Below are 14,072 nucleotides of genomic sequence, written 5' to 3' on the forward strand. Positions count from 1 at the left end.
GGGGGGGGGGGGGGGGGTGCCGGGGGGGGGAAACGGGTGGGTGGGGGGAGGCGGACAGGGAGCGGAACCCCCCCCCCCCCCCCCCCCGCCCACCCCCCCCCCCCCCCCCCCGCCTCGGAGTTCGCCCGGCCAGGCCGCCGGTCGGCCGGGCCCCTCAGGCCTGCCGTCGTACGGCGATGACCGCCGCACCGAGGACGCACGCGCCGGCGGCGGTGAGGTAGGCGAGGTGGTAGCCGGCGAGCTGGTCCGTGCCGGTCGCGGCGACCAGGACCATCACCGCGACGCCCGCACTGGCGCCGATCTGCTGCGCCACGACGTTCACCGCCCCGGCGACGGCGTGCTGCCGCGCCGGGACTCCGGTGAGCCCGGCGGACGTCATCGAGGGGAAGTTCAGCCCCTGGCCGATGCCGCTGAGCACCAGGCCGGGCAGCACGTACTGCACGTAGCCGCCGTCGTGCGGTGTGCCCAGCCACAGTGCGGCACCCCCGCCGATCAGGACGAGGCCGACCGCCATCAGCGTGCGCGGGGTGAACCGGGCCAGCAGGCGTCCGGTGGCGAAGTTGGCGGTGAGGAACACGGCCAGGGACATCGGCACCAGCGCGAGACCGGACTCGAAGGGGGAGTAGTCCAGCATCCCCTGGAGGTACAGCGGCGCGAAGAACAGCAGCCCGACCGATCCCATGTACTGGAGGAAGGCCGCCAGGCTCGCGGCCCGGACCGACCTGATCCGGAAGAGGGCGAGCGGAAGCACCGGGTCGGCGGTGCGGTGCTCGCGCACGAGGAACAGCGCCAGGAAGGCCACCGCGGCGCCGAGGACGATCCACGCCGTCGCGCCGTCGCTGCTCACGCCGACGACGAGCAGGGTGAGTCCGAGCGTGCCCGTGATCGCGCCGGGCAGGTCCAGTCGGCCGCTGTGCCCGGCGCCACCGGGCAGTCCGGCGCGGGTCGCGGCCAGCACGGCGAGCCCCAGCAGCACCGAGAACCACAGCACCGAACGCCAGCCGAAGAACTGGGTCAGTACGCCGCCCAGCAGCACCCCGCCGCTGAAGCTCGCGGCGCCGACCGCCGCGTACACGCTGAAGGCCCGGTTGCGCGCCGGACCGGCCGGAAACGTCTCGGTGAGCAGGGCCAGCGCGGCCGGCCCGGACAGGGCGGCGCCGATGCCCTGGGCGGCGCGCGCGCCCAGCAGCACCGCGGTGTCCGGGGCCAGCGCCCCGACCAGCGCGGACACGGTGAACAGGGCGACCCCGATCTCGAACACCCGCCGCCGGCCGAGGACGTCGGCCAGTCGGCCGCCCACCAGCAGGAAGCCGGCGAACGTGACGGCGTAGGCGGTCATGACCCACTGGAGCGTGGTCTCGTCCAGGTCGAAGCGCGCTCCGACCGACGGCAGGGCGGCGTTGAGGACTCCGAGACCGCTCACGTCCAGGGCGAGCGCCCCGGCCAGTACGCCGAGTGCCAGTCCCGGCCGGAGCGCCGGCTTGACCGCGGTGTCGGTGCTGTCGGTGGTATCGGTGGCGTCGGTCATGCGGGCCTGCCGTCGACGTCGCGGCCGGTGGGACCGGCTAAGGAACGGTCGGCATCGACTGACGCCGCATCAAGATTCTCAACTGCCATGGGGGTCAGCTTGCATGGGTCACTCAGCCGCTGTCTACCCCAATCGCGTGCCGGTGGAGCGCGCCTTTCGCGGGGTCGTGCGCCTGTCCCGGCCGGGGCGCGGTGACGCGGGGGCGCTGCTGAGTCGAGGCGCCATTTCGGACCGCCGACAGCTCCAACTCGAACCGGACACTTGGAGATCAAATCTCGCCACTGCCTCAACCGGCCCTCGAATGGCGCTTGTCTCACCATTAACAAACTGGCACTCTGCTGTCCGCCGGTCGGATTAGCACTGACGATCCATTTTGCCTCCATCAGCATACTCGTCGCGCTTGACCAAATGGACCTTGGAGCCCATCGACAGTAGCCGTGCAGGTGAAGAATCCGCGTACGTGATCCTGTCGTCGATGCACTCGCGGACCGATGTGACCCAGAGATGCCCGTGATTTCTCCCGCGGTGAGAGCGAGCTGCGCCGCCAGCCGAAACAGCGGTACACGAACGGTAGTTCTCACTCGCTGTGAACGCGGAGGTCGGAAACGCCGACCCCATCCGCACGCCAACCGTCGGCCCCACCCAGGAACGTGATGCGGCGAAGGGGACCCTCCGCGTCATGAGCCGCCCCCGTGTCCGGCTGCCCGGGTGCGGACCGAACCCCCCCGACCGGTCGGCCGTGAAGCTCCACCCGTCCATTCCATCCGCCCTGTTGAGGGAGTCGCCGTGCCCCGAGAGCGCGCAGCGCGAGACATTTCCGCCGTAACGGATTTCCTGCTTTCCCGTGTTGTCGAGCTGTTGGACGTGTCCGCGAGCGCGGTGGACCGCTCGGCGCCGCTGCACCGGTACGGACTGGACTCGCTGAGATCGGTGACGCTCGCGGCCTCGCTGTCCGAGTTCCTCGGCTGGCAGGTCCCGGCCACCTGGATGTGGCAGTACCCGACCGTCGACGGGCTGGCGCGTGCGCTCGTCGACGGTCCGCGTGCCGCGGAGCCCGCCCCGAGTGCCGAGCGCCGCCGCCTGCCCTCGCACGAGCCCGTCGCGATCGTGGGCATCGGCTGCCGGTTCCCCGGCGGGCCGGACCCGTCGTCGTTCTGGCAGCTGCTGGTCGAGGGCGGCGACGCCGTCGGGCCGGTACCGGCCGCGCGACGCGAGCTGCTGAACGACAGGGTGCGCTGGGGCGGATTCATCGACGGCATCGACCGGTTCGATCCGCTGTTCTTCGGTATCTCGCCCCGCGAAGCCGTCCAGATGGACCCGCAGCAGCGCCTGATCCTGGAACTGTCCTGGGAGGCGCTGGAGGACGCGGGCATCGCGCCCCACAGCCTGGTCGACAGCGACACCGGCGTGTTCATGGCCTCCTGTTGGGGCGACTACGCCGCCCTGGCGCACTACCGCGGCCCCGACAGCCAGATCACCCCGCACACCGCGACCGGCATGCACGACGGCATCATCGCCAACCGGGTCTCCTACGTCCTCGGCCTCCAGGGCCCGAGCATGGCCATCGACGCCGCCTGCGCCGGATCGCTGGTCTCGGTGCACGTGGGGTGCCAGTCGATCTGGCTGGGCGAGAGCGACCTGGTGCTGGCCGGCGGCGTGAACCTGAGCTTCGTCTCCGACTACTACACCGCCATGGACGCGATGGGCGCGCTCGCCCCGGACGGCCGCTGCAAGTCCTTCGACGCCCGCGCCAACGGCTACGTCCGCGGCGAGGGCGCCGGCGTCGTCGTGCTCGCCCCGCTGAGCGTGGCACTGGAACGCGACCTGCCGGTGTACTGCCTGATCAAGGGCAGCTCCTCCAACAACGACGGTCTGAGCAACGGCATGACGGCGCCGAACCCCCAGGCGCAGGAGAAGATGCTCCGCACCGCGTACCAGCGGGCGGGCATCGCCCCGCACCTCGTGGACTACATCGAGTGCCACGGCTCCGCGACGCCCCTCGGCGACCCGATCGAGGCCAACGCGATCGGCGCGGTGCTGGGCGGCGGCCGTACGGAGCCGCTGCGGCTCGGGTCCGTCAAGTCCAACGTCGGGCACCTGGAGGCGGCCGCCGGCATCGTCGGCCTGGTCAAACTCGCGATGTCGATGCGCAACGGTGTGCTGCCGCCGAGCCTGCACTACAGCGCGCCGAACCCGCAGATCATGTTCGACGAGTACAACCTCACCGTCCAGGACCGGCTGACGCCGTGGCCGCGACGCTCCGACGCCCGCCGGGGCGGCGTCAGCTCGTTCGGGTTCGGCGGCGCGATCTGTCACGTCGCCGTCGAGGAACTGCCGCGCCCCGAGAGCTCGCTGCTCCTGCTGGCCGCGGACTCCCGGGAGGCGCTGGCCGAGCGGGCCCGGGCGCTGCGCGACGAGAGCGACCTGCGCGAGCTCTGCCGCCGGACGCCCGGCGACGGCCCGTTCCGGCTCGCGGCCACCGCCCGCGACATGCCCGAACTCCGCTCCCAGCTGGACGCCTTCGGCAGCGGGGCGACGGCCGCCGGGCTGAGCGTCGGGGAACGGACCGGACGCAGGCCGCGGGTGGCCTTCCTGTTCTCGGGCAACGGCTCGCAGTGGGTGGGCATGGGCCGGCAACTGCTCGCCGGAATGCCCGTGTTCCGCCGGTCCATGATGAAGTCCGACCGGCGGATGCGGGAACTGCTGGGCTTCTCGCTCGTCGAGCAGCTGATGTCCCCGGACGGCCGCATCGACGACATGGACGTCTTCCAGCCGCTGCTGTTCTCCCTCCAGGTCGCGCTGGCCGAAGCCTGGCGCTCGCTGGGGGTGGAGCCGGACGTCGTCGTGGGGCAGAGCGTCGGCGAGTTCGCCGCCTCCCACATCGCCGGCGCGCTCGACTTCGACGACGCCTCCCGCCTGGCCGCCCACCACGGCCGGCTCCTCCAGCAGCTCGCCGTGGGGCGCGGCGAGGGCATCGTGGTGATGACCGCCGCCGACGAGGTCGGGCCGTACCTGACCGGCCGGCTCACCGTCTCCGGCCACAACGGCCTGAACTCCACCCTGGTCACCGGCACACCGCAGGAGATCGACGACCTCGTCCAGCGGCTGACCGCGGCGGGCGTCACCAACCACCGGGTCCGGATGGGCCACGCCCCGCACTCCCCGCTGGTCGACCACGTCCTCGCCCCGCTGAAGGTCGAACTCGACGGCATCAGGCCCCGGACCACCCGCATCCCGATGATCTCGACGGTCACCGGCGAACGCGTCGACGGTGCCGAGCTCGGGCCGGACTACTGGGCGGACAACCTGCGCCGGGAGATCCGGGTGGTCGACGCCCTGACGAAGCTGCGCGACCACGACGTCGACGCGGTGATCGAGATCAGCCCGCACCCCGTCCTGCTCAAGTCGGTGTCGGAGATCCTGACGGCGACCACCCTGCCCTCGCTGCGCCGCGGCGCCGACGAGGCCTCGACCCTGCTCGGCTCGCTCGGCGCCCTGTACACCGCCGGCCTCCCCGTCGCGGCCCACCCCTTCCTCGCGGGCGACCGCGGGCGGCACGTCACGCCCGGCCGGAGCGACGCCGCCGCCGACGAGCAGGTGCACCTCGTCCCCGTCACCGCACGTACGGCCGGCGCGCTGGCCGACACCTGCCGCGAGCTGTCCAACCACGTCGAACGCGACGCGGGCCTGCGGGTCTCCGACCTCGCCTACACGCTCGCCGCCAGGCGCACCCACCACAACCACCGGATCGCCCTGTTCGCCCGCAACCGGCAGGACGTCCTGGACGGCCTCGCCAGGGTCGCCGCCGGCCAGCCGCACCCCGACGTCGTCACGGGCACGGTCTCCGGCAGCGTCGACCGGCGGGTCGCGCTGGTGTTCTCCGGCGGCGGCACCCAGTGGGTCGGCATGGGCCGCGAACTCCTGCGCTCGCACGCCGGCTTCCGCACCTGGATGAACGCCTGCGACGCCGCCGTGCGCGCGGCCGGCGGCTGCTCGGTGCTCGACCGGCTCGCCGCCCCGGCCGACGAGGCCGGGTACGAGGAGATGGACTTCCAGCAGCCGGTGCTGTTCGCCCTCCAGGTCTCGCTGGCGAAGGTCTGGCTCGGACTCGGCATCCAGCCGACCGCCGTCGTCGGGCACAGCCTGGGCGAGGTCGCGGCCGCCTGCGTGGCCGGCGCGCTGTCGCTGGAGGACGCCGCCCGCGTGGTGGTCGCCCGGTCGCACCTGCTGGAGCGCAAGGCCGCCGCGGGTGCCATGATCTCGGTCGACCTGCCGGAGGCGGAGCTGCTGCCGCGGCTGGCCCCCTACGCCGCGCACGCGGCCGTCGCCGTGGTCAACAGCCCCACCAGCGCGGCGGTCTCCGGCTCGCCCGAAGCCGTCGACGCCCTGGAAGCCGACCTCAAGCGGGACGGGATCTCGACCCGGCGGATCCGGGTCGAACGGCCGGTGCACAGCCCCGGCATGGACCCGCTGCTCCAGCCGCTGCGCGCGGGCATCGACGGCATCACCCCGCTGACGCCCGGCATCGACTTCCACTCCACGGCACTGGCCGACACGGTGAACCCGGTCGCCGACGTCGACTACTGGGTGCACAACCTGCGCAACCAGGTCCGGTTCGCCGAGACGATCGGCGCGCTGGTCGACCAGGGCGTCGGCACCTTCATCGAGATCGGCCCGCACGAGACGCTGCGCGGCGCGGTCGAGGAGATCGCGCTGACCCGTGGCGCCCAGGTGCACGCGATCAACTCCCTGCGGCGCGACGAGAGCGACCTCCGCTGCCTGCTGGGTGCCGCCGCGTCGTTGTACGTCAGGGGCCTGCCGCTGACCTTCGACCCGCTGTTCGCCGACGACGTCGAGGTCGTGGAGACGCCGCTCGTCCAGTGGCAGAAGGACCGCTACTGGATCGACACCGAGCCCCGCCCCGCCCACGCGCCGGCCCCGGCCGTCGAAGCCGCGTCCGCGCCCGTGGCCCGTGTGGTGGAGGAGGAGCAGCCGACGGAGATCCGGCCGGTGGCGGAGGTCGTCCTCGCCGAGCTCGCCGACGCGCTGGGCGTGCCGGTGAGCAGGTTCGACGTGAACGCCAGCATGCTCGACTTCGGCCTCGACTCGATGCTGGCGATCCGCCTCGTCAACAGGCTGCAGTCGCTGTTCGGGCACCGGGTGTCGCCGGTGGTGTTCCTGGACGGCCGGTCCATCTCCGAGGTCGTCGGCCACTTCGTCGAGCTCACCGCCGGACCGGCCGCGCCCGCGACGGCACCGCCCGTACCGTCGGCCGCCCCCGCCCCCGCCCCCGCCCCCGCCTCGGCCCCCGAGGCCGAGCCGGACCGGACGTACCTCGACGAGCTGTCCGAACTGGACGCCGAGGAGCTGGTGGACGAACTGGACGCGCGCGGACTGCTGGAGGCCACCGACGCACCGGCCCTGGACCAGTTGCGCGCCGACGGCCTCGGCCTCGCACTGGCACCGGCCTCGCACGGCCAGGCCTCGCTGTGGTTCATGCAGATGGTCGCGCCGGACGCCGTGCCCTACAACTTCATGGTGACCGCCCGGATCCGGACCGCCGTCGACGAGAAGGCCCTGGACCGCGCCGTACGGGCCGTGATGGAGCGCCACCCCGCCCTGCGCACCCTCTTCGTGGAGGCGGGCGGCAGCCCGTACCAGGTCATCCTGGACGAACCGGTGTACGAGTTCGTCGTGGCGGACGGCACCGACCTGGACGACGAACAGGCCCGCGAGGAACTGGCCCGCTACGGGCACGAGCCGCTCGACCTGGACAACGGGCCGCTGGTGCGGATCGTCCTCCTGACGCGCGGTCCGGCGGACCACTACCTGCTGGTGCTCGTCCACCACATCGCGTCGGACGCGGCGTCGGCCGACGTCATGATCCGCGAACTCCAGGAGTTCTACGAGGGCGCCGACCCCGCCGACAGCGCGCCGGTCGCCCCGTACACGGAGTTCGTCGCGTGGGAGCGGCAGTGGCTGGCCGGCCCGGCGGCCGGCGCGGCCCTGGACTGGTGGTCGCAGAAGCTGGCCGACCCGCCCGCCCACCTCGACCTGTCCACCAAGGAGCGGCCGCCGGGCGTCACCTACGAGGGCCGCGACCTCGCCTTCCGCTGGAGCGCCGAAGAGACCCGCCTGCTGCGGGAGTTCGCGGTGCGCGAAGGCGTGTCGATCAGCACCGTCGTGCTGGCCGGGTTCTTCGCCACGCTCAACCGCGCGGTCGGCACCGAGGACGCCGTACTGGCCACCGCCATCGCCCAACGCGCCGAACCCGGCTGGGAATCCGCCATCGGCTACTACCTCAACACCGTGCTGGTGCGGGCGAACCCCGCCGGTGACCGCAGCTTCCGCGAGCTGCTGCGCGAGGTCCACGCCTTCTCGCTCGGCCTCCTGGAGCACATGAACTACCCCCTCGACCTGCTGGCCTCCCAGCTGCGGCCGCCGAGGGCCGAGGGCCGCTCCCCGTGGTTCGACGTGGTCGTCAACTGGCTCTCCTCGGACGCGTTCCCCCGGTCCGTCAAGCTCTTCCACGGCATCGGCGACACCATCACGCCCGACGGCGCGCTGCCGCTCGAACCGCTTCAGGTGCGCAGGCACCTCGCCAAGTTCGACCTCGAGATCTCGATGGCCGACATCGACGGCGAGGTGGCCGGCCACGTCCAGTTCAAACCGAGCTACCTGGAAAGGCAGACCGTGACGGCACTGCTCGCGCTGTACCGCACCGTGCTCTTCGACGCGATCGCCCAACCCGACCGGGCCATCGGCGACTTCGCGCCGACCGGCCTCCCCGAGGAGACGGACCGGTGACCGAAACCCTGCACTCCGCGTTCGTCGAGCAGGCCCTCAAGAACCCCGACGCGACCGCCGTCTACTCCGACGCCGGCGTCCTGACCTACGGCGAACTGAACGAGCGCTCCCGGGAGTTGGCCGAACGGCTGGTCGCCGACGGCGCGGGCCCCGGCGTCCCGGTCGGCATCTGCGTCGAGCGCACCCCCGACCTGCTCGTCGGCATCCTGGCGGCCCTGCGCGCCGGATCCTGCTACCTGCCGCTGGACCCGAACTACCCCGCCGACCGGCTGACCTTCATGGTCCAGGACAGCGGGACCCGTCTGCTGCTCACCACCCCCGCGTCCCGGGCCAGTTGCCCGCCCGGCCCGACCGTGGTCGTGCTCGGGGAGAACGTCACGACCGAGCCCGGCGCGAAGCCCGTCGCGGTCGTGCCCGGCGACACCGCGTACGTCATCTACACCTCGGGCTCCACCGGCAGGCCCAAGGGCGTGGCCGTCCGGCACGGCGGCTGCGTGGCGATGCTCGCCGAGATGGACCGGGTCCTCGACGGCTGCGACCTGAGCGGAGTCTCGGCGGCGAGCTCGGTCTGCTTCGACCTGTCCGTGATGGAGATCTTCAACGCGCTGTGCCGCGGCGGCGCCGTCGTGCTCGTCGAGAGCGCCGTGCACCTGCCGGAGAGCCGGTACGCCGACCGGATCACCCACCTGAACGTCGTCCCCTCGGTCATGAACAGCCTGCTCGACGCCGGAGCCCTGCCGCCGAACGTGCGCACGGTCGTGTTCGGCGGCGAGGCCCTGCGCCGCAAGCTGGTGGACCGCACCTACCGGGAGACCGGCGCCGACCGGGTGTTCAACGCCTACGGCCCCACCGAGGGGACGGTCTTCTGCTCGTTCGGGCCGGTGCCCGAGGACGGGACCGACGAACCGACGATCGGCCCGCCGACGACCAGCGACCGGGTCTACGTGCTCGACGAGCAGTTGAAGCCGCTCCCGGCCGGCGAGCCAGGCGAGCTCTACCTCGGCGGCGCCGGCCTCGCGCACGGCTACGTCAACCGGCCGCGCACCACGGCCGAACGCTTCGTGCCGGACCCGTTCCGCAACGGCGAGCGGATGTACCGCACCGGGGACGTCGTCAAGTTCACCGACGGCGGCGAACTCCGCTTCCTCGGCCGCACCGACCACCAGGTCAAGCTGCGCGGCTACCGCATCGAGCTGGAGGAGGTCGAGGCCCGGCTGACCGGCTGCCCCGAAGTCCGGGAGGCCGCCGCCGTCGTCCGGGGCAACCGGCTCGTCGGCTACGTCGTGCCCGCCGGCGACGACGCGCCGCAAGGCGGCCCCCGGCTGGACGCCGCGCTCCAGAGCGCCGTCACCGGCAGGCTCGCCGTCGAACTGCCCGACTACATGGTGCCCGCGACGCTCGTGGTCCTGGCCGTCCTTCCGCTGGGGCCGGGCGGCAAGCTCGACCGCAACGCGCTGCCCGAGCCGCCGGCCGCCGACAGCGGCGGGCCCCTGACGGCCGCCGGCACGTCGACCGAGGTGGCCCTGTCGGAGATCTGGGGCCAGCTGCTCGACCTCGAACCGTCGAGCATCGACGTGCAGTCCGCCTTCTACGACCTCGGCGGGGACTCCCTGCTGCTCATCCGCCTCGCCCGGCTGATGACCCGGCGCTTCGACCGCCGCGTCCGGGTGCCCGACCTCTTCAGCTTCCGCGACATCTCCTCCCTCGCCCGCTGGCTCGACGACGAGAGCGGCGCCACCCCCGAGGCGGTCCAGTCCGCCCGTGCGCGCGCCAACACCCGTCGGGCCGCGCTGCGCGGCCGCGGCGGCGCCACCGGCCGCTGAGCCGCCGACGTCTGCGTACAGCGGCCGCTGAGTCACCCTCACTCGAAACGAAGCAGGAGCCTCCCCATGACCGACAACCCCGAGCAGGACTACGACCCGGGCGACGTGGCCGTCATCGGCATGTCCCTGCGGGCGCCCGGAGCCCGCACCAAGGAGCAGTTCTGGGACAACCTCGTCCACGGCCGGGAGTCCGTGTCGTTCCTGGCCAAGGACGACATCCACGTCGACGAGACCCTGATCCACAGCCCGTTCTACGTGCGGGCCTGCGGCGTGCTCGACACGTACGACAAGTTCGACCCGTCGGTGTTCGGCATCAGCGACCGGATGGCGGCCGCGATGACCCCGGAGAACCGGCTGTTCCTGGAGAGCGCCTGGGAGACGCTGGAGGACGGCGGCTACGACCCGGACCGGCTCAGGGCCGAGATCGGCATGTACGGCGCCAACAACCCGCAGACCGCCGCGCTCTACAGCTCCCCGCCGGACCGGGTGTCGGTCGGCCCCGAGGCGATCGAGGCCAGCCTGGCGTGGTCGCCGGACACCATGACCTCCAACGCGCTGTACTACATGGGGCTCATCGGCGAGGCCGTCACCGTCGCCGCCGTCTGCGCGGGCTTCCACTACGCGGTGCACCTGGCCTGTCAGTCGCTGCTGCTCGGCCAGACCGACCTGGCGATCGCCGGCGGCGCGATGGTCCGCCTGCCGCACCCGCGCGGCCACCTGTGGGAGGAGAACCGCATCCTGTCGAAGGACGGCCACTGCCGCCCGTTCGACGCCAACGGCACCGGCACCGCGCTGTCCAGCGGGGTCGTCACCGTGCTGCTGAAGCCGCTGGGCCACGCCGTCGCCGACCGCGACCACATCTACGCCGTGGTCAAGGGCTCGGCCGTCAACAACAACGGCGTCAGCGCGATGGCGTACGGCCTGGCCCAGCCCGAGCGGCTGAGCGCCTGCATCGCCAACGCCATGGAGGTCGGCGGCGTCACCCCGGACACGGTGTCCATGTACGAGGCCAACGGCCTCGGCCTGCCGATGACCGACGAGCTCGAAGTGCACGCGGCGACCATGGCGTTCGGGAAGCAGACCGCGACCACCTCGATCGGCGGGGTCAAGGGCAACGTCGGCCACGGCGGCGTGGTCTCGGGCGGCTTCGGCGCGATCAAGGCCGCGCTGGCGCTGCACCACAAGACGCTCCCGGCGACGATCAACCTGACCGAGGTCAACCAGGACCTCGACTTCCCCAGCACCCCCTTCGTGCCGCAGGTCGAAGGGGCGCACTGGGAGCCGGAGGCCGGCATCCGCCGCGCGGGCATCACCTCGATCGGTGGCGGCGGCTACAACGCGCACCTGCTGCTGGAGGAGGCCCCGACGGCCGCCGGACGCGCCCCCGAGGACGAGGGCCGGCCGCGGCTGGCCACCCTGTCCGCCCTGGACGATGACGCGCTGGCCCGCCAGCGCGCGCGGCTCAAGGACCGGCTGGAGGCCGACCCCGACCTGCGCCTGGACGACGTCTGCTTCAGCCTCAACCTCGGCCGCAAGGTGATGGCCCGCCGGTGGGCGGCCGTGGTCCGCAGCCGCGCGGAGCTGATCGCGGCGCTGTCCGACGACGCCGTCCGCGGCCCCGCCACCACGACCGCCGCCGCCCCGCAGGCGGACCCGGGCTCCTTCTCCCGCTTCTCCCGCAACGACAACGGGATCGTGCCGTCCGGCCAGGACGCGCGGGCGCTGTCCGAGCTGGCCGCCGCCTGGGTGACCGGCCAGCAGGTGGACTTCGAGGCCCTGCACCTGGGGGAGGCCAGCCGCCGCGTGCCGCTGCCCACCTACCCGTTCCAGCCGCGCCGGTTCTGGCGCACGGACTGGTGACCATGAGCACGCCGGCACTGGACACCGTGGACCTGGGCGACCCGGCCACCTTCGCGGACCACGACCTCGACGGGTTCTGGCGCACCCTGCGGGACACCGCCCCGATGCACTGGAACCCGCCCGTCGACGGCCGCCGGGGGTTCTGGGTGCTCTCCCGCCACGACGACATCATGGCCACCTACCGGGACAACGCGAACTTCACGTCCGAGCGCGGCAACGTGCTCGTCACGCTCCTGGAGGGCGGCGACGCCGGGGCCGGCCGGATGCTGGCCGTCACCGACGGGCCCCGGCACCACGAACTGCGCAAGATCCTCCAGCGGGTGCTCTCGCCGAGGGTGCTCGACGAGGTCGCGCGGACGGTCCGGGTCAACACCCGGCAGTGGATCCGCGAGGCGGTCGAGTCCGGCGGCTGCGAGTTCGCCGAGGAGATCGCCGGCCGGATCCCGATGACCACGATCTCGAACCTGCTCGGCGTGCCCGAGCAGGACCGGGACTACCTGCTCGGCCTGACCAAGACCGCGCTGTCGGCCGAGGACGAGGACGTCGACGAGGTCGACTCCGAGATGGCCCGCAACGAGATCCTGATGTACTTCCTGGACGTCGTCGAGGAGCGGCGCGAGTCCCCGGGCGACGACGTGATCAGCATGCTGATCGGCAGCTCCATCGACGGTGTGCCGCTGTCCGACGAGGACGTCGTGCTCAACTGCTACAGCCTGATCATCGGCGGCGACGAGACCAGCCGGCTGACGATGATCGACTGCGTCCACACGCTCGCCGCCCGGCCCGAGCAGTGGCGGCGGTTCAAGGACGGCGAGGTCGCCGTCGAGACCGCCGTGGACGAGGTGCTGCGCTGGGCCTCGCCCACGATGCACTTCGGGCGCAGCGCCGTACGGGAGACCGAACTGCACGGCGTACGGCTGCGCCCGGGCGACATCGTCACGCTCTGGCACGCCTCCGGCAACCGGGACGAACGGGTCTTCGCGCGGCCCGGGGTGTTCGACCTCGGCCGCACCCCCAACAAGCACCTGGCCTTCGGCTACGGCCCGCACTTCTGCGTCGGCTCGTACCTGGCCAAGGTGGAGATCGCCGAACTGCTCACGGCCCTGCGGGACTTCACCACCGGGTTCGAGCAGACCGAGGAGGCGCTGCGGATCCGGTCCAACTTCCTGACCGGGTTCTCCACGATGCCGGTGCGGTTCGAGCCCGACCACCGCGGACTGAAAGAGGTCGACTGATCCGGATGAACATCTACATGTCAGGACAAGGGGGATTCGCGGTCGCGGTCGCGGAAGCCCTGTCGGACGACGGGCACAAGATCGTCGGCGCAGCCGCCCCCCGGCTGCGCAAGGGGAAGTCCGACGAGGGCGACGCGATGTGCTGGGACCGCCTGCGCTCCTGGGCGTACCACAAGGACGTCCCGTGGACGGACTCGGCCGAACTGCGCGCGCGGCACATCCCGGACGGGGTGGACATCATCGTCGCCGCGCACTCGCACGCCTTCCTCGGCCGCCAGACCCGCGCCCGGGCCGCCGTCGCCACCATCGGGTACCACCCCAGCCTGCTGCCGCTGCACCGCGGCCGGGACGCCATCCGGTGGACGATCCGCGACGGCGACAAGGTGACGGGCGGAAGCGTCTACCACCTCACCGAGCGCACCGACGCGGGCCCGCTCGCCGCCCAGGAGCACCTGTTCGTGCCCCCGGGCTCGACCGCGCAGAGCCTGTGGCGCGACCACCTGGCGCCGCTCGGCGTGCGACTGCTCCTGAAGGTGGTCACCGACCTCACCGCGGACCGGCGGATCGAAGTCCCGCAGGACGAGAAGCTGGCCACCTGGGAGCCCGCGATGGGCGCGCCACCGCTGTTCAAACCCGAACTCATCGCGCTGCCCGGAACGGTGCAGGTCGACAGCAGCAAGTGGGCCCTGCACGAAGGGTGACGGCCAAGTGGCCTCTGGAACCGGTGCCCCGCACACCACGCGTGTGCGGGGCACCGGACTGGACCGCCGAGCCCGTCGTCGGAACTCGGCAGCGTGAACGTGTACACCAGGGACGGCG

The 14,072-nt window shown here is 72.5% G+C and carries 6 protein-coding genes; 5 read left to right on the forward strand and 1 reads right to left on the reverse strand.

Going from position 1 to position 14,072, the window contains the following annotated elements; translation table 11 throughout:
* Positions 1-154: 154 nt before the first annotated feature.
* Positions 155-1,528, reverse strand: a complete 1,374-nt coding sequence (locus AC07AL_RS13435) for an MFS transporter (protein WP_363588798.1) — start codon at positions 1,526-1,528, stop codon at positions 155-157.
* 864 nt (positions 1,529-2,392) lie between these two features.
* Between AC07AL_RS13435 and AC07AL_RS13440 the strand changes: the two genes are divergently transcribed.
* From AC07AL_RS13440 to AC07AL_RS13460, 5 genes are all read left to right on the forward strand, one after another.
* On the forward strand, positions 2,393-8,335 hold the full coding sequence (locus tag AC07AL_RS13440; RefSeq protein WP_478317547.1) for an acyltransferase domain-containing protein: 5,943 nt from the start codon (positions 2,393-2,395) through the stop codon (positions 8,333-8,335).
* A complete protein-coding gene (locus AC07AL_RS13445) occupies positions 8,332-10,158 on the forward strand; it encodes a non-ribosomal peptide synthetase (protein ID WP_478317447.1) in 1,827 nt (608 codons plus the stop codon). The genes AC07AL_RS13440 and AC07AL_RS13445 overlap by 4 nt, the downstream gene beginning before the upstream one ends.
* A gap of 66 nt (positions 10,159-10,224) precedes the next feature.
* The gene (locus AC07AL_RS13450) at positions 10,225-12,018 is read left to right on the forward strand and encodes a type I polyketide synthase (protein ID WP_363588792.1); all 1,794 of its coding nucleotides are present in this window, start codon (positions 10,225-10,227) and stop codon (positions 12,016-12,018) included.
* Positions 12,015-13,253, forward strand: coding sequence for a cytochrome P450 (locus tag AC07AL_RS13455; protein ID WP_478317448.1), 1,239 nt, complete (start codon positions 12,015-12,017; stop codon positions 13,251-13,253). Before AC07AL_RS13450 ends, AC07AL_RS13455 begins: the two co-directional genes overlap by 4 nt.
* A gap of 5 nt (positions 13,254-13,258) precedes the next feature.
* Complete coding sequence (locus tag AC07AL_RS13460) at positions 13,259-13,954, forward strand: formyltransferase family protein (protein ID WP_363588788.1); 696 nt, start codon at positions 13,259-13,261, stop codon at positions 13,952-13,954.
* The last annotated feature ends 118 nt before the right edge of the window (positions 13,955-14,072 follow it).

It is taken from the genome of Kitasatospora sp. NPDC043949, from assembly GCF_056435365.1.